General features: G+C 54.2%; 13 protein-coding genes. All 13 read right to left on the bottom strand.

Going from position 1 to position 22,983, the window contains the following annotated elements:
* Positions 1-63: 63 nt before the first annotated feature.
* Genes ACR9EC_RS09220 through ACR9EC_RS09160 form a run of 13 tightly spaced genes read right to left on the bottom strand, consistent with a single transcriptional unit; the run spans position 64 to position 22,983 of the window.
* On the bottom strand, positions 64-747 hold the full coding sequence (locus tag ACR9EC_RS09220) for a 4'-phosphopantetheinyl transferase family protein (protein ID WP_435298936.1): 684 nt from the start codon (positions 745-747) through the stop codon (positions 64-66).
* A complete protein-coding gene (locus tag ACR9EC_RS09215; RefSeq protein WP_435298935.1) occupies positions 720-1,748 on the bottom strand; it encodes a FecCD family ABC transporter permease in 1,029 nt (342 codons plus the stop codon). The genes ACR9EC_RS09220 and ACR9EC_RS09215 overlap by 28 nt, the downstream gene beginning before the upstream one ends.
* Positions 1,745-2,716 carry a FecCD family ABC transporter permease gene (locus tag ACR9EC_RS09210; RefSeq protein WP_435298934.1) on the bottom strand — a complete coding sequence of 324 codons (972 nt, stop codon included), beginning with the start codon at positions 2,714-2,716 and terminating at the stop codon, positions 1,745-1,747. Before ACR9EC_RS09210 ends, ACR9EC_RS09215 begins: the two co-directional genes overlap by 4 nt.
* Positions 2,716-3,561: a siderophore-interacting protein gene (locus ACR9EC_RS09205; RefSeq protein ID WP_435298933.1), complete on the bottom strand. Its 846-nt coding sequence runs from the start codon at positions 3,559-3,561 to the stop codon at positions 2,716-2,718. Before ACR9EC_RS09205 ends, ACR9EC_RS09210 begins: the two co-directional genes overlap by 1 nt.
* Positions 3,562-3,573: 12 nt before the next feature.
* Complete coding sequence (gene entS, locus ACR9EC_RS09200; RefSeq protein ID WP_435298932.1) at positions 3,574-4,881, bottom strand: enterobactin transporter EntS; 1,308 nt, start codon at positions 4,879-4,881, stop codon at positions 3,574-3,576.
* Positions 4,878-5,072: an MbtH family protein gene (locus tag ACR9EC_RS09195; RefSeq protein WP_435298931.1), complete on the bottom strand. Its 195-nt coding sequence runs from the start codon at positions 5,070-5,072 to the stop codon at positions 4,878-4,880. Before ACR9EC_RS09195 ends, entS begins: the two co-directional genes overlap by 4 nt.
* On the bottom strand, positions 5,059-9,036 hold the full coding sequence (locus tag ACR9EC_RS09190) for an amino acid adenylation domain-containing protein (RefSeq protein ID WP_435298930.1): 3,978 nt from the start codon (positions 9,034-9,036) through the stop codon (positions 5,059-5,061). The genes ACR9EC_RS09195 and ACR9EC_RS09190 overlap by 14 nt, the downstream gene beginning before the upstream one ends.
* A complete protein-coding gene (locus tag ACR9EC_RS09185) occupies positions 9,033-16,427 on the bottom strand; it encodes a condensation domain-containing protein (protein WP_435298929.1) in 7,395 nt (2,464 codons plus the stop codon). The genes ACR9EC_RS09190 and ACR9EC_RS09185 overlap by 4 nt, the downstream gene beginning before the upstream one ends.
* Positions 16,424-19,519, bottom strand: coding sequence for an AMP-binding protein (locus ACR9EC_RS09180; RefSeq protein WP_435298928.1), 3,096 nt, complete (start codon positions 19,517-19,519; stop codon positions 16,424-16,426). Before ACR9EC_RS09180 ends, ACR9EC_RS09185 begins: the two co-directional genes overlap by 4 nt.
* On the bottom strand, positions 19,516-20,571 hold the full coding sequence (locus ACR9EC_RS09175) for an ABC transporter substrate-binding protein (protein ID WP_435298927.1): 1,056 nt from the start codon (positions 20,569-20,571) through the stop codon (positions 19,516-19,518). The genes ACR9EC_RS09180 and ACR9EC_RS09175 overlap by 4 nt, the downstream gene beginning before the upstream one ends.
* 35 nt (positions 20,572-20,606) lie before the next feature.
* Positions 20,607-20,849, bottom strand: coding sequence for a phosphopantetheine-binding protein (locus ACR9EC_RS09170; RefSeq protein ID WP_435298926.1), 243 nt, complete (start codon positions 20,847-20,849; stop codon positions 20,607-20,609).
* Positions 20,846-21,661, bottom strand: coding sequence for an ABC transporter ATP-binding protein (locus ACR9EC_RS09165; protein WP_435298925.1), 816 nt, complete (start codon positions 21,659-21,661; stop codon positions 20,846-20,848). The genes ACR9EC_RS09170 and ACR9EC_RS09165 overlap by 4 nt, the downstream gene beginning before the upstream one ends.
* Positions 21,658-22,983, bottom strand: coding sequence for a lysine N(6)-hydroxylase/L-ornithine N(5)-oxygenase family protein (locus ACR9EC_RS09160; RefSeq protein ID WP_435298924.1), 1,326 nt, complete (start codon positions 22,981-22,983; stop codon positions 21,658-21,660). Before ACR9EC_RS09160 ends, ACR9EC_RS09165 begins: the two co-directional genes overlap by 4 nt.

The following is a 22,983-nucleotide window of genomic DNA, read 5'->3' as shown; positions in this document are numbered from 1 at the left end:
TGGGCCCAACTCGTCTCGATAAGTTAATCGAATAAAGTAATTAGTCTCGTTAGCCTCTCTTGACTACTTTAAAAACGTCGCACTATCTGCACGACGATCCACGGAAACACCGTTTTCAAACGTCTTTTCAGCAGGCACGGCAAGCGCAGCAGCATACCCACTGGGCACGTAGAGGTCGTGGATCCATGACGGTTTTTTGTGTCCTGTTCCGACGTAGTCGAGAGACGGGTCGCGGTTGAGTCCAACTCCTAAGAGTTTGAGGTGCGCTTCTTTGCGCACCCACGCTTGTGCGGCTCGTTGTATTTTTTGGTGGGGGTATGCAGCTATTTCAGCTTGTTCTGTGGGGTGTAACGCCGTGATTATGTCGGTGATGGTGCCCGTGATGTGCTCTGCGTCAATGCCAACGGGATGGTCTGCTACAGCAACGAGAACAAGGTTGTTGGTGTGGGTCCATGAAACGTGTGCGCCGAGCGTGCGGGGGCGTCCGTGTGGTTTCCTGCAGGCAGTGCAGGGGTCTTTTGTGATGGGCACTGTTGCAGGGTTTTGGTTGGTGTAGTCGGCTATTGCAGTGCGCACAAAACCGTGAGCAATGATGTATTCGCGTGCGTGCATGGGATGCACGTATGTGTTGGCTTGTGTGCGTTCTTGCTGGTTGAGCCAAGCGTGGCACAACTGTACGGTGTCGTCGGGTATGTCGGTGGTGTCAAGTTGGTAGATCCTCATGTTTTCTTTCGGGTCAGTATCCATAAGAGGAATGGTGCGCCGCACAGTGCGGTGACGAGTCCTACAGGCAGGTTGACGGGGAATGCTTCTCGTGCGGCAATGTCTGCGGCAAGGACAAGTGCGGAGCCGACGAGTGCAGCGGCTATGGGGTGGGTGTTTTCGCCGCGACTGAGGCGCACCGCAATGTGGGGTGATACGAATGCGACGAAAGCGATAGGGCCAGCGATTGCGGTGGCGGCTGAGGCGATTATTACGGCTATGGCCAGTTGGACGAGTTGTGCGCGGGCGGGCCGTGTGCCAAGTGATCGTATGGTGATTTCGTCAAAACGTAAGATTTTTAGCCAATGTTGGCTACAGACGATGACGAGGGTACCACCGAGGATAACGGCGAGCGCCGGCAGTGTGACGGACAGGTGTGCTTGGTTGAGGCTGCCTGACAGCCAGATGAGTGCTGCGGTGAGGTCTGGGGTGTCTGCGCGTAGGAGAAACCAGTAGGCGAGTGATCCCATTGCGGCGTTAATGCCTAGTCCGACGATGACGATGCGTCCGGGTTTGAGGCTGCTTCGGCTGGGTTCTTTTTTCCAGCTGAGGAAGATGACTGCTACTGCTGCGATGAGTCCGCCGAGTACTGCGGTGGCTGCGATTGAGCCGCCTGCGGCTGTGAGTATGAATCCGGTTCCGCCTGCGACGACGGCGACTACTGCGGTGGAGGCTCCTGCTGTGACTCCGATGATGTCGGGGCTGGCGAGGGGGTTGCGTAGGACGGCTTGGGTTATTGCTCCTGAGATTCCTAGGCCGAATCCGGCGACGAATGCGCTTATGGCTCGTGGTGTTCTGAGTTCTGTGACGATGTAGGCGTGTGTTGGGGAGTCGCCTCGTAGTGCTTGTATGACGGTGTTGGGTGTGAGCCATGTGTCTCCTGCGCATAGTGCGAGGAGGGTGAGTGCGCTGGTGAGTGCGGCTAGTGCTGTGAGTGTGGTTGTGGTGCGGAGTGTTTGGCGGCGGTGCAGGATGGCGCTACTCATTCGTTCACTTTCTTTCGCGCAATCATGATGAAGGTGGGTGCTCCGATGAGTGCCAGCATGATCCCTACGGGTACTTCGGAGTGGGGGAGGACTATTCGCCCGGTTATGTCTGCGGCGAGCATGAGTGCGGCCCCGCATATTCCGGAGAGGATTGCGGTTTGGGCTCGGTGTGGTCCGGTTAGTGCGCGGGCTAGGTGTGGGGCGAGGAGTCCGAGGAATGCGATTGAGCCGCAGGCTGCGGTGGCTGCTGCGGTGAGGCAGGCGATTGCCGCGAACCCTATGAAGTGGTCTTTGCGTACGTTTCTGCCGAGGCTTTGGGCGTTGATGTCTCCGAGTGAGAGTGGCCCTATTGCGGGTAGGTTTATGGCCCATAGGGTTAGCCCGATGAGTAGTAGCGGCAGGATGTGGAGGAGGACGTCAAAGTTTCTGCTGGCTAAGGAGCCTACGGACCAAAAGCGAAATACCTCGCTTACGTTTTTGTCGATGAGTACTGCCATGGAGGTGAGGGATCCGAGGAGTGCGGAGACGATTGCTCCGGTGAGGATCACTGTTGTGGCGGGCACGAATGCTGTGACTTTAGCGGAGATCCCTAGGACAAGTATGGCGGCGATGAGTGCCCCGATGAGTGCACACCACACGTATTCTGACGCTGTTGTGAACCCGAACAGCATGATTGCGACGACGACTCCACCTGATGCTCCGGCGGTTACTCCGAGCAGGCCTGGGTCGGCGAGGACGTTTCGGGTGTGTTCTTGGGTGAGCGCTCCGGCTAGCCCTAAGGCGCACCCGCACACGACAGCAATGAGGGTGCGGGGGATTCTGAGCCCCCACACCACTGCATCGTTTGTTGCTGGTCCGCCACCTGTAAGTGATTGCCATACTTCTCCTGCTGTGAGGGGTTGCGAGCCGATGAAGATGCTCAACCCGATCAGTAGAAGAAGTACGCCAACGCATGACCATATTTTCACTAGTCGGACTCTTCATCTCCATGGTGGTCGTGGTTTGTGGTGCCACGACGCCAGTAGCCATCGACGTCGTAGTCGTCGCGGTCGAGGCCAACATCGTTTTTGAGGTATCTGCGTAGGGGTTTGATGCTGAGCGCTTCGCCGGCTACCCAGGTGAAGCCTGTTCCTTCTGGTCGTTCGAAGGTGCGTACGGCTTGTTCGAGTAGGTGTGTGCAACCGGCTTGTTCTCCGCCGCGGTACAGCCATGTCACGGTGAGGTGTGCGGCTGATGTGAATTCGATTTCGTCGCCGGGTTCGTCGATTTCAACGAAAAGCCACACGTGTGCTTCGGGTCGGAGTTCTTCTACCCAGCGGGCGGCGGCTGGTAGTGCTGTTTCGTCAACGGCAAGGAGGTACCAGTCGAATACGTCTTTAACGAAGAATGAACCGCGTGGCCCTAAGGCGCCAAGCTTGTCGCCTATGCGTGCGGTGCCTGCCCATCTGCCGGCTACACCGTGGTTGTGCAACACAAAATCCACATCCACTGTTAACGTTTCAGGGTTAAAAGCACGGACGGTGTAGTCGCGGTAGGTTAATGTTTGTCCTGCTGTCCATCTGTCGTTTTCTACGGCGGGGAGTAGCGGCTCTCCTGCGTCGTCGAGGTCAAAGAACAGTTTGATGTGGTCTTCTGGGGCGACGGTAATGAAGTCGGAGAGGTCGGGGCTGGTAAAACTGATTCGCATCATTTTTGGTGCAAGCTGCTGTATTGCGGTGACCGTGAGTGTTCGCGGTTTCAACGGGTGGCGGTACATCGCGATCCGGTCGTTTTGCTCTTCAGGGACGACGGGAGATTTATCGGTAACTGTCATCAGACTTTCCTTTTATAGTGCTTCAACTTTTTCTTCGTGTACGTCAGATTCGACGTTACGAGTTAATGTCCGTAAGGGTGCGTGGGTAAAACACACCACCAAAGTGAGTATTGCGCCGAGCACGCCACCAGCAACGATGGCACCCGCAGCACCAAGTGGTTTAGCGAGGAGTGATAAGGCTGGCCCGCCGAGGCTTTCCCCGATAGTGCCTTGTGCCGTCCACATGCTTGCAACACGACCACGTAAATGGTCGGGTGTGCGCTCTGACAGTACGGTGAATCGGGCAACTTCAGCCAGCACATCCATGGCACCTACGAGAGCCATCGCAACCACAGCAAATGCCACTGTTGGTGCTAATCCAAAGGCAGCCACGCACAGGCATGCGATCGTAAACACAATGAATTGCAGTCGCCCAATGCGTTGTACGCGCCCTAACCAGCCGCTGCATGCCGTGGCGATGAGGGCCCCTGCTGCTGGGGCAGCATACACACAACTTAATGCGAAGGCGCTCCCACCTAAATCACGGCTCACAAACTCTGGGATCAGCACGTATGGTGAGGCGCACACAATTTGGATGAACCCTAACAGCAGCACTCCGCCAACGATTTTGTCGCGCGTCGCAAAGGAAAATCCTTCACGTAAGTCCTGTATAAAACCGTGCACTGCATGGCGTTCATTACTGTGTGTGTCACGCTGCGCGATGATCGGCGGCAGTTGGAAGAGGAACACTAGGCTCAGTGCGCTCACACCCACAATGACCCAGTAGGTGAGTGGGAACCCGCCCCATCCAATCAGCACGCCAGCCACTAGCGGTGAAATAACTGCGCCAACGTCAAGGCTGATTGCCATCAATGTGCCCACCGCTGGCAGGTCTTTCGTCGCAACAACGGAAGGGACGGCCGCGGCTAGAGCTGTTGCACTGAACCCTCCCGCTAAACCGTCCCACGCTGCCACAACGTACAGCACTGTCAAGGAAGGTTCGGGAGCGCTAGCGTTTACCGCCAACACCACAAAACCGAGCACTGCCGCGCTTCGTGACAGCACAATCAGTCGGCGCCTATCACCACGATCAGCTAACACGCCACCGCACAAACTACCTACAAATGATGCTATTCCGAGCGTGGTGAGCACTAAAGCGACATGCACGGACGAGTCTGTGAGCTGGTAGATCTGCCACGAAAACACGACTGCGAGCATGCCTAAACCGGCAAGCGACACTAAGCGGCCCACAAACAGCAGCCGAAAGCTCCTGTTTTCCCGCAGCGGCGACACATCTAACGCCCACCGTGACATTTTTGATGAACCCGGTGATGCCATCATGTTCGTGCAGACAATGGAGTTAAATCAGTCCAGTTCTGCTCAACATATGCGAGCGCAGCATCGCGTGTCGCTGGACCGAATACTATGTCCCAGCCTTGTGGGACGGCACGAAAATCGGGCCACAAGCTGTGTTGTTCTTCGTTGTTTTTGAGTACAAGAAAACTTCCAGCCTCGTTATCAAACGGGTTCATGTGTTGCGCCTTTCTGTATGACTGCGGATTGGAGGACGTCCGCTATGTGTGATGTTGCGGCGGGGGAGGTCATGCCGTGGTGGTCGACGTCAACGATGTGCTGTTCGATAGGGCCTGCAGCGTATGTTGACCATGCTGTTAATTGAGCGGTTAATTGGTGAGCTGCGTCGTTGTGGGTGTTGCGCCATGCGGTGAACACGTATGTTGGCGCGTGCACTGCACGGTATGTGATGGGTTGTGGTCCGGTGAGTAGTCGGACGCAGTACATGTATGTGAAGACGATGCGTTCTAGGCGGTCGCGGTCGAATGTCGACCACACGCTGGTTCCTTCCATGAGGAAATCTAGGGTGTCTGCTTCGTTGTAGGGGCTGGTGATCCACTCTGGGGTGTTTCTGCCTGAGGTGGAAAGCAGGAAGCGTAATGCTTCTTGGGTCAGTTCGTTTTCGGTGTTGGTGTCACCGTTGTTGTCGCTATCGCTGTTGTCGTCGCGTGGGTCGTGTGTGGTGTTGATGGGAAGTGCGTCAAGCATGCTGAGCGATGACACGGTGATTCCGCGTGCTTCTAGTTCACTTGCTACGAGGTGGGCGATGTGTGCCCCGAATGACCATCCGACGAGGTGGACTGCGTCTTTTACTATGTTCTGGAGTTGGCCTACAACATGCTCTACGTAGGCGTTGAGTGTGTCGGGAAGGTTTGTGCGGGTCGATAACGATAAGGCTTGCACAGCGTATGCGGGGCTGTGTGTGCTGAGTCGGGCTGCTAAGCCGGCGAATGACCACCCTAGTCCGCCTGCCGGGTGTATGAACACGTGTGGGGTTCCTTCCCCTTCAGCGTTCAAGGTGAGTAGCGGCTCAAAACCGTCTGTTTCTGGTGCTTCTAGGCGTTGCAGCAAAAGCTTCGGGGTTGGTGCTGCTGCCAGTGCGGCAACTGAAATGGTGGATTCGAATCGGGTACGGATCAGGGATACTGCCCGCATGGCGAGGAGTGAGTGGCCACCTAACGCATAAAAGTCGTCTTCCATGAACACGTGTTCGAGGCCTAATACTTCGGCGAAGATACGGCATAGGTCGCGTTCGTTTTCTGTGCGTGGCGGGTGGCCTTCTCGTCGTGAAAATACTGGTTGGGGGAGTGCCGCAACATCAAGTTTTGTGTTTGAGGTTAATGGGATGTGTGCGATTGGCATGATGATGGAGGGCACCACATATTCGGGGACGCGGGCGCGCATGTGTGTGCGAATGTCGTCGTACACGTTCTGGTTTTCCGCATACCCGTTGGCGAGCACCACATAACCGATCAGGGTTGTTGGTTGGCTTGCGCTTTTGTGTGCAATGACGGCGGCTTGGCTGACCTGTGGTGCCTGGATGAGTGCGGCTTGCACTTCGCCTAGTTCTACCCGGTATCCGCGTATTTTTATTTGATCGTCGACGCGTCCCACAAAGTCGAGGCAGCCATCTGCTCGACGACGAACCACGTCACCGGTGCGGTACATGCGGGCGCCTGGCTGACCGAAAGGATCAGCGACGAATCGTTCTGCTGTTAGTGCGGGCTGTTTGTGATAGCCGCGGGCAAGACCAACCCCGGTAACGTACAGCTCTCCGGGAATTCCGTCTGCAACTGGCTGCGCGGTGTCGTCGAGCACGTACACGTCAGTGTTTTCGATGGGGATCCCTACCGTTGGTGTGCGGCTTTCTGTGGTTCCGTAACCGAGGGTGTTAATGGTGTATTCGGTGGGTCCGTACAGGTTGTAGCCTGTCACGTGCGGGGTGTCTCGTAGGGCAGTCCACACGTCGTCTGTGACTGCTTCGCCGCCCAGTAAGACGAGGCTTGGCCGGTATGCGTGTTCGTCGAGTAGCCCGTGGGCGATGAGTGCACTACATACGGACGGTGTCACGTTAATGACGTCAATGCGTGAGGTGTGTACGTATGCGGTCATGGCGTGTGGGTCGCGCCGCACGTCTTCGTTAAGGACGTGGATTTCGTGTCCGTCGAGCAGCCAAAACAGTTCTTCCCATGACATGTCAAAAGCGAAAGATACTGTGTGTGCCACGCGGACGGTGCCCCCATCATGGCGGGCTATGGTGTCTGCAAATATGCGACGACGATGATTGTGCAGCATGTTCAGCAACCCGCCGTGTTCAATTTCTACGCCTTTGGGGCGGCCGGTAGAACCTGAAGTAAACATGATGTACGCCAAGTCGTGCGGACTATATGGCGTGTGGACATGTTGTGGCGTGTGGTGTGGGTGTGGAGGGTCAACGGGCACGCTTACCCGCCCCTCAGTCAGTTCGGTTACTCCCACAAAGTCGTGATGGGTGACGATGACTCGTGTGCCTGTTGCGTCAAGGATTTCTTGGTGTCGGGCGGTGGGTTGTTGCGGGTCTAGTGGAACGTATGCGGCTCCGGCAGCAAGTACAGCGAAGAGCGCCGCCACATAGTCGTTTCGTCGTGGAACCGCCAAAGCAACAATGTCACCGCGCTGCACGTTATGGGCGCGCAACGCGTCCGTGATACGGGTGATGCGCTGCCACAGCTCGTTGAACGTCCACTCGTGCTGGCCAGTAACAAGAGCGATTCGGTCAGCATGGTTGTGGCATGTTGCTTCAAATAATTCGATCAGTGAAGACTGCGGGATGTCTTGTTGTTCTCCGCGTCCCGCAGTCACATACTGGCGTGTCTGCCCGGCACTATACGGTTCAATCGCGCCCACTGATGCCTGTTGAATTAAACCGTCAAGGACGCGTTCAACAAGGTCGAGAATGTTGCGTGCTTGGCCTGAAGAAAAGTGTGCGCTCTGGTAACTCAAGATGAGTCGGTACGGGTCTCCCGGATGCACTACGAACGTGAGCGGGTAGTGCGTCGCGTCCCCGCCATCAATGTCGGCGAGCCCTGCTTGGGCGCTTAGCCGTTCGAAAGCGTCATCGTCTTCTGGGGTGTTACGCATGACGTATAACGTGTCAAAGAGGGTTCCAACGTTCACCCACTGTTGGATGCGCCCCAACCCGACGTGGTGATAGTCCATGAGCGCAGCATGCTGTTCTTGCACCTGACGGACCTGCGCTGCCGGGCTCGCTGTCGGGTTTACAGTGACTCGTCTGGGAACAGTGTTGAGGAACAACCCAATGATGTCTTCAACACCTTCTAACTCGGCGGGACGACCGGAAACTGTGGTACCAAAAACGACGTCGCTGTGTCCGGTGAGGGCACGCAACGCTAAAGCCCACGCCGTCTCGTAGACGGCGTTAACGGTCAGTCCTTGTTCTCGCGCCCACACCAGCACACCCTGTGACAGTGTTTGTGTGAGATCGCGTTCGATGACGTCAGGAAGAACCGTGTCGTGGCGTTCGGGAGTGTGCGCGGCGACGAGTGTCCCAGTGGAAAGACCAGCAAATTCTTGTTTCCACAGGGTTTGTGCCGCGCTCTCGTCATGGTTTTTCAACCAGGCAAGATAGTCACGGAACTGTGCTGGTTGCGGCAACGTATCGTCGCGCCCACCAGCGCAGTAATGCCGTAAAAGTTCCACAACAAGAAGCGCATCGGACCACCCATCAATCAAAATGTGGTGGTTCGTAACAATCAGGTACGCTGACTCGTCTTCAGCGCGCACAAAAACGAAACGGATCAACGGCGGACGATCTAGGTCAAACCGTTTTTGGCGTTCTTCACGTTGTATCGCGTCAAGTTCACGTCCGGCGTGCTCAATCCGTTCAGTGCGCCACGGAACATTAACCGCACGTGGAATGAACTGCACTGGTGCAGCAAACTTTTCGTGAGAAAAACCGGCCCGCAAAATACTGTGCCGGGTCAGCAACGATTCGCACGCAGCAAAAAGTGCGTGCTCGTCGGCGCCTTGAGGGAACCGATATGTTGACTGCATCGTGTACACGTCTAACGCGCTGGTGTCCTCCACTGCGTGGAAGAGCAGCCCTTCTTGTAGGGGCGCTAAAGGGAGGATGTCTTCGATCATTGGTGGCTCCTCATAAGGTCTTCAATGACGGCAAGTGAATCGTCGTTAAGCAGGGAAACCTGTGCTGTGGGAAATGTCGTCACATGGTGTTGCACGGGCTTTGCATGCTGGGCTAGTTGTTGCGGAGTGGGCGCGGTAAACAGTGTTTTTGCGTGTACGACAAGCCCATTTTTGCGCAGTTCGGACACAACTTTTATGGCGCTGATGGAATCGCCACCCAATGCAAAAAAGTCATCATCTGCGGACACGTCTGGCATCCCCAATGTGCTGGCATATGCCTGCTGAATAACAGCCACGTCTCGGGTTAGCTCAGCCGATGGGGGCTCATGGTGTGTTGACGCATCTATGACAGGGCGTACTGCATGCGCTGTGGGTGCTAGTAGTTCAGTCAGTTCAGCAACGATTACGGCAACCCGCTCGTCATCATGTAAGCGATGCGCCGCGTGTTCCACCGCGTGTAGGAGCGTGCGTGCGTCTTCTGCGTTTAATGCGTGTGAATAATCAAGGCGCAACTCTCCGGCCTGTGTGCCTGCTAGTTCGACAGTCAGTGATAGCGGGTAGTGCGTTGTGTCGTGACCGTCAATATCTGCGATACGTATTCCAGCCTGTGCGCCGGGTTGGTGTGCAGGATCGTGCGGATAATTTTCGACGACGACGAGTGTGTCAAACAGTGTGGGAACCTGCGCGATGCGGTGCAGATCCGCTAAGGCCACGTGGCTCGATTCGAGCCGCAATGCGGTGTCGTCGCGAGTGAGTAGTTGTTCGGTTGTTGTGGTGTCAGTGAACGTTGTGCGTGCTGGAAGAGTGTTAATGAACATGCCCAGCAGTTGTTCGCTGCCTTCTAGTTCGGCTGGCCGCCCGGATACGACTGTTCCAGTGATGACGTCGGTGCGGTTAGTTAGTGCCGCTAACACGAGGTTCCATGCTGTTGTTGCCGTGTGCGCGGAACGTATGTGTGTGGGTTGCGCTGCGGAATGTGTTGCTGGGCCGTCTAGGTTCAGCAGAGTGGGTGTGGCGTTATGGAGCGTTTGTTCCCACTGCTGTGTGTGGGTGGGCCGGTCAGCGAACCACCGCATTGCCTGCGCGTAGTCGGTGTTGTGTTCAACCGTGTCGGGGTGTTCGTTATGTGTGTAGGCGGCAAAAATTTCTTCAACAAGCAACGGTATGGACCAGCCGTCTAAAAGGATGTGATGGCTGGCGAGCGCCAGATGATGGTGTTCTGGGGTGAGTTGTTCGAGGTGGGCTCGTAGGAGTGTTTCGCTGAGGTTGAATGGGTGTTTTTCGTGTTCGGTGAGTAGGTGTGTTCGGTTGCTGTGGGGGTTGTGGGTGTGTGTCCATTGGGCGCGAGTATCGTGGCGGGCGAGTGCGTAGGGTTGGCCGTTGTTGTCGGTGGCGATGGTCATGCGGAGTTGTGGGTGGCGGGCAACGACAGCGTCTACTGCGTTATGTAGTCGTGTAGCGTCTAGTGGGCCGTGTAGGTCGAGAACGACTGATGATCCGTAGCTGTCGGTGTCTTCTGTGTGTGAGTGGAACCAGATTCCGCGTTGCACTGGGGTGAGTGGCCATACTGCTTCAACGGTGTTCGTGTCGGTCAGGATGGCGCATAGTGCGTGTTCCCATTGTGTGGTGAGTAGGTGTGCTTGGTCGCGTATTGGCTGTGCTATTTGGAAGCGTGCGGTGAGGTGTCCGTCAAGGATGTAGGCGTTGAGTTCTATGGGGTGCGAGACGGGCAGTGTGTTGTGAATACCGAGCCGTGATTCTAGTTCTGCAGGGTCGATGACTTGTTCCCATGGGCCGTTCGTGTGTGTTGTTTCGTGCCCGAGGTAGTTGATGAGTATGTGTGATTGTGGGTGCGGGGTGGTGTGGTGTGTCAGGTATCGCAGTAGGCCGTAGTCTGTGTTTCGGGTTTCTGCTGCCTGTAGTGCGTGCATGATGTCTGGCAATGTTCCACGTGGAACATGTATGGGCCAGGTTGCGGTAAACCAGCCCACCAACGTGGAACTGTCTATGGTGTGTGTGGCGTTTCTGCCGTGGCCTTCTAGTTCGACGATGAGTGGTTTATCTGCGGCGTGCACGCTGGCGGCAGCGAGTAGGTGATCTGCTCGGATGCCTTGTTGTAGTTGTGCGGTGAACAGTTGCGTGTGTTCTTTGCTGAGGGTGACGACGACTTCGCGGCTGTCTTGTATGGTCCCTAATGGCTTGTCTGTAAGGGACGGTGTGGTGTCGTCGTCATGTGGCCATGGCGCTAGTGTTGCGGCTTTTTCGTGGAGTGCCGTAGCCCAGTCGTGTAGTGAGGCGGCGAGTGGGGGCAGTGTTTCTCCGTTGAGTAGGGCGCGTAGTTCGTCGATGATGATGTGCCAAGAAACCGCGTCAACTGCGATGTGGTGTATCGCTATTACAAGAATGTGTTCGCTGTGGTGCGGTGATGCGGTGAGTGTTCCTGCTTGCAGTACCACTCCTTGGGTGTGGTTTAGGTTGTCTACCAGCTGTTGCGCGAGTCCTTCGACGGTGGTGTGGTGGTGTTCTTCGTGGACGATGGTGTTCGGTGCGTGAGCGAGTACTTCTGCATGGTTTTCGTGCATGCGCAGACGTAAGGCAGGATGCCTTTCGACGAGGTGTGACAGTGCAGCAGTTATGCCGTCCGTGTGTGGGATGGAGATGGCACGGAGTTGGGCGAAACCTCGCATGTTTTCTGCTGGCAGGTTCTTTGTGTGTTCAGCGAACCACGCTAATGCTGGGGTTAAGGGCAGTGCCCCTATGTGTGCGGCACTGACTGTAGGGGTGTTGTGCGTGGTCTGTTCGGCGATGCGGGCTGGTGTGCGGGCAGAGAAAATAACGCTGATTGTGGTTACTAGTGAGTGTTTCCGTAGAGCACCTATCAGTGTCATTGCGCTGATGGAGTCTCCGCCGTGGCTGAAGAAGTCGTCGTGTATGCCGTGGCTGGTTGTGCCGAGGATGTGCGCCATTGTGTGGGCTATGGTTTCAGCTGTTTCGTGTGTTGTTTTATCAGCTGACGTGTGCGGCTGCGTGGTCGTACGCGATGCGCTGTTGGTGTGCGCTGTTTTGGTTCGCACCGCAAGAGTGGAGGCGTTCCATTGCGCTGAGTGTGCCGTGTAGTTAAGTGTGCGCTCAAACAGGTCAGCGAGGTTTTCGAGTTGTGGTTCGTGTACGGCTGTTGTTGTCGATTCAATCTCGTATCGCACTTCGCCTGGTGTGGCGGTGGGAAACACGGTGAGGCATACGGCAAAACCTGAGTTGTCGTGACCTGCAACAACATCCACATGTACACGAGCACCTGTGGATAACAATCCCGGATAGTTCTCAATAACAACGAGTGAATCGAGTAGTTCTTCACCGACAACAGCCGTTGCCGCACCTAACCCTAAATGTTGCGCGTGCTCGGTACGTTCAGTTGATAGGCGCACCTGTGCACGCAGGTTGTCTTCTTTAACGTTCACACGAACAGGTTTCGTCGTCATGAACAGCCCAACCGCGTCCGCTGCCCCCTCTACTTCAGCGGTTCGTCCCGACGACACCACACCAATAACAACGTCATCTACGCCGACTGCCACCGCCCACGTGTAAGCCCAAGCTGCCTGCACTGCTTCGGCCATTGTGAAGCCATCAACCTGCAATTGTTCATGACTGTAACGAGCAGTTCCAGCGTACGTGTGCACGGTTGTACGCTCACCGGCTAACAACACCGGCTGATAATGTTCTAACTCTTTTTCCCACACCTGAATAAGCTCTGCACGTCGAGTTTTTAACTGGGCAATATATTCGAGGTGCGCTTCAAAACCCGGGGTTTTCAGATCTGTTTGAACTGGTTTCCCATCAACAAGCAGAGACAAATCTTCCGCTAATTCTTCGGCAAGAATAGGAAGAGACCAACCATCACTCACAATATGATGCATGGACACAACTAGGTGCCCAGAGTGGGGAAGCCACGTGGCGCCTAACAGTTGCGCGGACTCAAACGACTGCCGACGATTCAACTCGTATGCTTCGGCTTGCGGCACATCGCCGTGGCCCACAACAACCGGTATGGTCCGATGTTCCGGCACAAATGCGATCGGTTCAGGCAGGTCATGCTGCCACACGCCAATCGCAAGGTTGGGGTGGCGGTAAAGCCACGCGCAAAGCGCCTCTCGTATGGCGTCTTCAGTGATGTGCGCCGCGGATGTGAGCGCGAACGTAACCGTCGTTTTGTACGGGTCGCGATCAGAACCAGCCTGCGCTGACTCCACAAAAATGCCCTGCTGCGTTGGAGTCAGCCACTGCACGTGAGCGAGTTCGCTGCCACACATTTCACGCACATGTCGTGATAATTTTTCATGCTGCGTAGCCGTCAAATGTGGGCTGCTACTTACCTGATCGTGCGACACAGAAACCCCCGTGACAGCGCGAGCTATATCACCAAGCACTTTCAAGTGGAGGATCTGCTGGGCACGAATATGTAACTGCTGACGACGCAGCACACTACTCACCCGAATCGCAGAGATACTGTCCCCACCCAAAGCAAAGAAATTATCATTCGGCGACAACACGGCATCAACGGTTTTTAAAACGTGCGCGACACTAGCACACACCACATCCCAATGAGGGATATCCGCATCCTGCTCAACCACGTTCCGGGAGCCACCCCACGTAGGTGCAGGAAGGGCACGCTTATCTAGTTTTCCATTACGGGTTAACGGCAGTGCGGATACACAAACAAAAGCACTAGGCACTAAATGACGAGCAAGTTTACGTGTGCAATAGTGTGTGAGTTCGTCCTCAGTGTTCTCTGCGCTGGCAACAACGTATGCCACCAGTTTTTTACCTAAACGTTCATGCTGCTGCGCGAAAACAACAACCTCTTGCACGTCAGGATGCTGCGCTATGACCTGCTCAATTTCGCCTGGCTCAATCCGGAACCCGTGAAGCGAAATTTGTTCGTCCGTACGTCCACCTAAAACAACAGCCCCATGCACCGGATCAATACGGGCAAGATCACCCGTGCGATACATTCTTTCGCCGGCGCTGCCGTCAACTCGCGCCACAAAACGATGCGCAGTCTGCGCGCTTTGGTTCACATACCCTAAAGCAACTTGCGGCCCTGCAAGATACAACTCTCCCCACGTCCCCACAGGGACGGGACGCAACAAGTCGTCCAAAACTAGAGCAGTCATACTGCCCAAAGGAGTACCAACAACAGGGGAATCGTAGCGGGACACCTCTGCCGCCAACGCGTCAACGGTTGTTTCTGTTGGGCCATACAAGTTCAACACTCGCGACCCGCTGCGGGCAGCAAGGTCTCCTAATGTCGTCCATAAACTAGGTGGAAAAGCTTCGCCGCCAACAACGCAAATGCGCGGTAATGGTGTGCTGTAGCCGAGTTCTCCACCCGCTAATAATGCGCTCCACACGGTAGGTGTGAAATCGACGTAGTCGATGCGTTCCCGCCCAACATAGGCGGCACATTCGTACGCATCAAGGTAAATTTCTTCACTCAACACGTGAAGTTCATGCCCGCACAAGATACTCAAAAATGCATCCCAATGCGCGTCAAAATGGAAGGACGCCGTGTGCGCTACCCGCAGCGGCTGCCGTGGCGGATATAGCTCTTGTGCTTGACGATGCAGCAAGTGCGCTAACGCATCGTGGCTTACTGCAACAGGTTTTGGTGTTCCAGTGGAACCGGACGTGAACACGATCGAGGCAACACTTTGCCGTTCAGAGACAACCTGCGCAACGGGAGCCGCAATACGATGAATTCCAGTTTCGTTGATCAGTATCGTCGCGCCAGACGCCTGCAACAGCGTAGTTAAACGTTCGTCGGAAAGCTGCGGGTCTAACGGTATGACTGCGTCTCCACGCACAAGGGCCGCCAATATGTTCACAACCATGTGGTGGTTTCGTGGCAGTTGCAGCGCGATCCGTTCGCTACCGCCACCGTGTTTTTCAAGGTGCCCGTCGAGTGCTTGTAAGTGTGCGCAGGCCCGTTCAATCTCGTCGTGTACTTGGGTGAATGTCCACCGGATGTCATCGACGACAAGAGCAGTTCGGTCAGCATAGTTTTTTACTGCGTCATGCCATGCGTGTGCAAGCAGTTGCGGTGCCAAATGCGTTTTCGCAATGTCAGTATTGCTGACTGTGGCAGCAGACCACTGATGTTCTGCACTGTCCGCTATTGATGTTTCTGGATTACGCACATACGTGTTCAGGAGATCAACGTATGTGTCTAATACGGTGTGGGCGGTGTGGTCTTCTACCGTACTGGTGTCATAGTCGAGGGTTATCTGCCATGTTTTTCCTGCTGTCACTGATATAGCAAGAGGGAAGTGGCTACTGTCGTGAACACCGGTCAGAGTGAATGTTCCGTCACCGACATCCCATGAGGTGGCTGCCTGTTCGTGTTCAAAAGAGAACAGTGAGGTGGCTAATTCTTCTCGTCCTAATGCGCGATATATTCCGCGTAACCCAATATGTTGATGCGTTAACGAATCAATCCACCATCGATGATGTGCCTGAACAGCCTCAGCTAAAGTCTGTGCTGGTTCAGTATCAACCACGGTGAGGACGCTGTCCGCGCAGAGCCCCACCATGTTCTCCACCTGTGGGACGTGCGCTGTGCGGCCAGAAATTGTGGTGGCAAAAGTTTGGCTGCCACGCTCTGGAGCGCTGCCTGCCAAACGATCTAATGTGATGCCCCATAATGCTCGGGCAACTGTTGCTGGCGTAATATCTGCTGCCTGCACCGCTGGGACGTGTGTGGTTAAAGTTTCTGTTCCTGAACGTGCAGTGGGGGTCAGCCATGGTGCTGTTCCGGTGAAGTCGTAGGCTTGTAATCGTGTGGCCCAAAATTCTTCAGCATCATCCGTTGACTCATGTGCCAGCCACGCTAAATATGTGTCATAGACGGGAACGTATGGGATGTCACCGCGGTACGTAGCCGCAACGAGGGAGGCTAGCAACGGCATAGACCAGCCATCTAGTACTGCATGGTGTGCGGTAATAATGAGCCATGTGGGCTGCCCTTTTTCTACAACAGCGGTCCACCGTACCAGTTGGCCTTCATCAAGGTAGAACGGTGTAATGCGTTCTGTCTCGGCGGCTTCCTTTACTGAGGTGTGCACAACGCGAAGATGCGTTTCATGATCGTCATTCACAACCTGAACGGGTTCTAAGTCAATGCCCATAACGAAACGCACACGCAGGTTAGGCAACCGCGACATAACTGCGGTCAAAGCGTTACGTAATGTGTCGAGATCAAGCGCGCCATCAATTCGTAAGAGAGTTTGCCCTACATACGCAGACGACGACATACCCTTTTCTTCATCCAGCGCTGTGAGCGCTAAGAGGCCTTTTTGTAGTGGAGTTGTTGGCCAAATAACGTGTTGTGCTGTCATAGGGCGCTCCTACGTCTGGTTCGCTTGTTCATCAAGTCGTTGAGTTCATGGAGTTCGCTTCCGCTGAGCTCGATGAGTGGGCTTGTCGGTTGTGGTGTGACGGTTTGTGCAGGTGTGCAGTTGGCTGCAATGTTCGCTACTGTGCGGTCTTCAAAAATGGAGCGCACGGTACTTGCCCAACTATTTCTGCGTAGTGCAGCGACTGTTTGTATTGCGGTGATGCTGTCTCCGCCGAGCGAGAAGAAGTCTGCGTCCACTCCAGAGAGCGTGAGGTTGAGGACCTCTTCCATTGCGGACAGCACTGCGTGTTCTTGTGGTGTTTGTGCCGGCCGTCCTGCTGGTGCAACGGTTTTTTCTGGCAGTGGTAGCGCCTTTGTGTCTACTTTTCCGTTTGCGGTTAGTGGCAGTGAATCTATGAGGTGTACGGCTGCCGGCACAAGATGGTCAGGGAGCGTGTAGGCCAGTTGTGTACGCACCTGCGTTACATCTACGGTTTTCCCTTGTGCTGAAACCACGTATGCGATGAGTCGCTGTTCGTGAACTCTCACAACTGCGTTACTGATGTTAGGCAGAGCAGTTAAGGCTGTTTCTACTTCTGCTGGTTCAATCCGATATCCGCGTATTTTTACTTGGCTGTCTTTTCGCCCGTGGTAGCGCACTAACCCATCTGCGGTTAATGAGACGACGTCTCCGGTGCGGTACATACGGCTTCCTGGTGTGCCGTATGGGTTAGCTACAAAACGTTCAGCTGTGAGTGCAGATTGTCGAAGATACCCGCGGGCTTCTTGTATGCCGCTTAGGTAAAGTTCGCCGTGCACGCCTGGTGGGGTGGGGTGCAGCCACGAGTCGAGGATCAGTGCGGTGGTATCTGAGAGTGGATGTCCGATAACAGCTTCGTCGCTGTCGGTTCCGCGTGCTCCGAGTGCGTCAACAGTAAATTCTGTGGGCCCGTACAGGTTGAAGATTCGTAGTGTCGGGTTGGCGCGTAATTGCTGCCACAGGGTTGTTGAGCAGGCTTCCCCACCAACGCTAATGCGGGTGGGGTAGTGTTCGCGATCAAAGAGCCCTTCATTGAGTGCGGCAGCAACGAATGATGGCATGGTGTCGATGACGTCGATACGTCGGTGTTCGAGCAGTTCAATAAATGCGGCTGGGTCTCGTGCAATGTCAAGGTCAATGAGGTGTACTTCGTGGCCAAGAAGCACTCCTTGTAGGGTGTCCCAACTTCCATCAAAAGCAAGTGGCAGCGACTGACCGACACGTAATGTGCGGTCGGTTTCGGCAAAGAGACCGTGTGTGTGGTGGTAGGCCACCAGATGTCCTAGCCCTTGCCGTGTTGCTCCTACGGCTTTGGGTAACCCTGTTGATCCTGAAGTGTGAATGACATAAGCGAGGTCTAACGGGTGTGCTGGTGTGGGCTCAAAAACAAGTTCAGCATGTTCTGGAACGTTCAGTTTGGACAGCAGTATGGTGCTGCCCAGGCGTTCCATAAGTTGGTGTTTGCGTGTTGTCGGCCAGCTCGAATGTAACGCTACAGGTACGGCCCCGATGCGTTGCACAGCCAGTAACGCAATAACATATTCGGGGCTGCGTTCTAGGTCTATTCCGACGAATGTGTGCTGTGTTATTCCGGCTGCTTGGTAGCGTCCGGCTTGTTGTGCCACACGGTAATTGAGTTCTTTGTACGTCAGCGTCGTGTCTGCGGTTACCAGTGCAATGTTGTGTGGCGTGGCTGTTGCGGTTGTTGCGAAGTGTGCGGCCGGGTCACACCATGTGTGTGTCTCTGCGTGCTCTATTGGTGTGAGGGCAACGGGTAGTTCGGTAAGTGCAGTGTGGGCGGGTGCAGTCGCTACATGTTTGAGGGTTTCTAGCAGGGCTTGTGTGTGCCCGTTAAGTTCTTCTTTGTGTGTTCCTTGCGGGCCAGAAGCCGTGACTGCTATGTGTCCTTGTGGGGTGCGTGTTAGGGAAAGGCTTAGATCGTCTAGTGGGCCTTCGGCAAGGTTGTCGATGCGCACTGTGGCATCTGGAATTTCAGGAATGTATTCGAATAGTTTGAAGTTTGCTTCTGTGGCGGTCAGGAGCCGGTCGGTTGCGACCAGCCCTAAATCTCGTTGCAGTTCTTCGCTGCGGTATCGTCCGTGACGACGTAACTGTGTCAACCGTGTTGATACGTTCTCGACGAGTTCACGAACGGTGTGGTGTAGTTGTACATCGATGACGAGTGGCAGCACGTTGGTGAACATGGTGGGGCTTTGGGCTGCTGCTGAGCCAAAACGGTTCATCAAAGGAATGCCTACGACAGCCTGAGTAGTTCCTTGTTGACGACTCATATGCACGGCTAAGGCAGCTAGGGTAAGTTCCACCCATGTTGTGTTGAGCTCGTTGCATCGACTCAACACACTGTTAAGAGAGAACGAACTCGCTGTGTGGATGCGAACCGCGGCGGGGCTTGTTTCGGTGATTCCTGGCAGTAGTCGTGCAGCCGAAAATTCTTTCCCTAATTCGGCCCAATATGCTTTGTCTTTGCGGAAGGCAGGGCTGTTTCGGTACGTGTTTTCTTCGTCGGTGACCTGCGATGGATGCACATATTCGTGTGGTTTCTCGCCGGCGTAGAGAGTTAATGCGTGGGCAATTATTTGACTTATGGCATACCCGTCAACAAGGACATGATGGGCGCGAAACACCCAGATCCTTGTGCCGTTAGGCAGCCGCAGTATGGTGTGCGTGTGCAGTGGCCACGTGTTGAGGTCGTACGTGAACTGCATGTGTTCCGTGAGCCACGGTTCAGGGTCCGTGATATCGCGAACGTCAACGAATTGGGTGGTTTGTGGTTGACGCAGTGTCGGTTTTTTCTCGGTTTCGTGTTGTGAAACGTCTAGCCACAGCCCTGCCGTTGCGGTGAGTGCGTCGTGGATTGCGCTCTGTAGTCGTTCGTCGTCAATTGTGTGACCCTCATTGGGGATGAGGTGTACGGCTTCCCCCACAGTGAAGAGCGGCGAATCAGGCGAAATGAGTTGAGCGGATAGCACTCCACGTTGCGCTTCTGTCAGTGCCACTGTTTCGTTGATAAGCGGCGTGTGCAGGGCTGTCATGGTTGACTCTTCGCTGCTTTGAGGGTGAGGTCTTCAAGGACGTCTTCTAGGCTTTCCAAGGCGATGAGGCCGGTGGAGTATCGGTCAGCGAAGAAGTATGTGATGCCGTAGGCGTTGCCCTTTTTGACTGCGGCAAGTTCGTTGTAGGTGGGCTGGTTTTGGAGGTCTTGCGCACCTAAATCGAGTTGGCCGTCAACGGTTTTGGAGTACAACACGACGTCTGCGTCGTTTACTTGTGTGAGTTCTTCGAAGGACAAGAAAGCAGCGTTTTCTTTTGTTTCGTTTTGTGCAATTGGGAGGGTGTTGACTCCCGCATCTGCCAGGATGTCTCCTATCCAGGACAGTGGTGAAAACACGGATACGTCTTCGTATGCGTCCAGTGCGACGAAGGTGTGGGTGGAGAGTACGTCAGCGTATTTTTCTTTGATTTCTTGGGCTTTTTTCTCGTAGGCCGTTTTGGATGCGACGGCTTTACTTTCTGTTCCTAATGCCACTTCAATAGCGCAGCTTACGTCTTTCGTGCTTCCAGATCCGTTGGAGCGGAAAAGTAGGGTGGGTGCGATCGAGTTGAGTCGTTCCCACTCTCGAGTTTTTTCTTCGCTGAGTTTTTCTTCAGTGCCACCACGAATAAAACCAACCATAAGGTCAGGTTGTAGTGAAGCGATTTTTTCGAAATCCCAGCCGTCTGGACTCAACACAACAGGCAGGTCTTGCACAACGGCATATTCGCTAGGTAAGTATGACTCTTCATAGTTGTCTGCCGTCGCGACGGGTGTCAGGTCTGCTTCCAATACCGGCCCGGTACCACCCTCAAGGCCAATAACTTTTTCTGGGTTTTTTGGAATAGTGACATTACCGAAAGCCGTTTTAACGGTTCTTGTGGTGTCGTCTTCAGAAATGATGTTGTTTTCGCAGACGGCAGCAGGCTCTGGTTCTGCGTGCGCTGTTCCTTTAGCTCCTGCACTTCCGGTGCATCCTGCTAACACTGTTACTGCGAGGGCTGAGCTAATGAGGGCATAAGTAAGGTGTTGTGTACGTGACTGTGCAGACATGTCTGTTCCTTTTATGAGTTCTATGGGTGAGGGATTTATTCGGATACGAGCGTGATAGTTTCGCGTATCGTCGGGTTTTTTAGCAGTGCAGAAAAGTCGCATTGGGCGCCTTCGGAACGCCACTTTTCGACGAGGCCCATCAAACGCACGGAATCAATACCGAGATCAAAAAACGTGTACGACACATCCACGTCTTGTGGTTCCATGCGGGCCGTTTGAGCGATGTCGCGCAGCACGTCGTCTGCGTTAATTGGTCTCAACGATGCGGGGTTTGTCATAGCGAAGTCCGATCTACTCGTCCGTGATGCGCGCGAGGTGCAATGTAGGGGGTGCCGGTTTCAGGGTCAGGAAATACCCGGGCTTCTACGCCAAAAACGTCTCGGATGAGGTTCTCGGTGATCACCTGTGCTGGCGGGCCTGAGGCAACGACGCACCCATCATGCACAACGATGAGTTTGTCTGCGTAACGTGCGGCAAGGTTGATGTCATGCAGCACAGCGACCACTGTTTGTCCGTGTTGTACAAGGTCAACCGCAATGTCGAGTACGTCTAGCGCATGCGACAAATCGAGGTGTGCGATTGGTTCGTCGAGCAAAATAAGAGGCGCTTGTTGTGCTAAAGCCATAGCAATCCACACGCGCTGCCGTTGCCCGCCGGATAGTTCTAAAACCCGCCTGTTTGCTAGGTCTGTGCAGCCTGTTGCAGCTAAGGCTTGATCGACGGCTGTCAGGTCGTCTTTTCCTAGCGGCTGCCAAAATGAGCGGTGTGGGTGCCGTCCGTGACTTACTAAATCCCAAACACGAATACCCTCGGGAGCGTGTGCTTGTTGGGGCATAAGCGCGAGAAGCTTAGCGAAATCATTGCCTTTGAGGTCTGCTGCTTTTTGACCTGCAATATGGATTTCACCGGCTGTCGGAGCCAATATTTTGGCTAGAGTCATCAGGAACGTTGATTTTCCTGAACCGTTTGGGCCAAGTATGACCGTAAACGTGCCCGTCTCAATATGCTCGTTTATGCCTTTGAGTACTTCGTTTGTAGGGCCTGTGTAAGAGGCTCTGAGGTCGTGTGCCTCTAATGCGTACACACTCATTGGGCTACTTCTAAGATGTCTTGTGCCTGTTGGTGTGCGGTGCGGTGCGCCAGTAGCGAGTCGACGATTTCTCCGGCCCGCACAGCAATATTGGATAGCAGGGTTGAGGACATGCCGTGGGTATGATGTGTTTGCCCGATCAAGAAGAGTTTTGCGTCTCCTGAAACGGTGAGCACTGCGGAATAGTCTCTGTTAATGTGCGGTTTTCCGTCTCGATCTCGTTGCACAAGCCAGGAGTGATCGCCAAGAAGTGCACTTGCGTCAAAGGCTTTGTATCCTGTGCCGCACACAGCAACATCTACGGTTATCGTGTTTTCTTGGTCGGTGAGGTGGTTCAGTACGTCCACGTGTACGCGACCGTTTTCTTCACGTATTTCTCGGACGCTAGATGCTTTATGCCAGATGAGGCGGGTACGTCCAACACAACGATCCACATATTCCATTTCAAAAATTTGTTCAATTGTGTCTGCGTTTACGCATGAATAGTTTGTTGAAATGTGTTTATCGAGGAGAGCTAAACGTTTTTCTTCGGGTGCATAAAAGAAATCATTGACTGCTTCTGGGTCAAATATTTTATTTGCATAAGGGGTCATGTCACTGGCGATATATCCGTATGCGGAATGGATGCAATGAATGCGCGCTTCTGGGTATGCATTGTGTAGGTAGATCACTGCTTCTGCTGCACTCTGTCCACCACCGACTACCGCAAATTCTTGGGTTGCAGGAGCCGAAATTTCTTTAATGTTTTTCAGGAAGTCTGCTGTGTGCCATACATGCTCTGTTGGCTGCACCTGCGTTGGGTAGACGGGTTGCACTCCCGCAGCTAAAACCACGTGCTGTGCATAATAAATACGCGTTTTTCCTTGATTTTGCACTGTCACTTGGTAACCGTTTACTGTGCTGTGTGCACTGTATGTTGGTTCTATTTTTGTTACTGTGCTTGCGTATGAAACAAAGTGGTTGAGTTGTTGTGCCGCCCACTGAAGGTAGTGCGAAAACTCGGTTCGTAGTGGAAGCATTGATCCACGGTTAAAGAAATCAACGATGCGGTCGTGTGCCACCAGAAAAGACAAAAAACTATATTTGCTTTGTGGGTTGCGGAATGTGACAAGGTCTTTCGCGAAAGCCACTTGCATGCTGGCATCTTCAAAAAGCATGTGTGGATGCCAAGCAGAGCTTTCTTGCTTTTCAAAGAAAATAGCGTTTATTTTATCTTCGTCATGTGCCCGCGAATTATATTCTTCAAGGGCTATCGCTAAAGCCATATTTGATGGGCCAAAACCAATGCCGAGTACATCAACGGTTTCGTCGTGGAATGTCAT

This window comes from Timonella sp. A28 (assembly GCF_051200815.1).
In the GTDB taxonomy this organism is placed as follows: domain Bacteria; phylum Actinomycetota; class Actinomycetes; order Actinomycetales; family Cellulomonadaceae; genus Timonella.
This window is presented reverse-complemented; position numbering and strand designations above follow the sequence as displayed.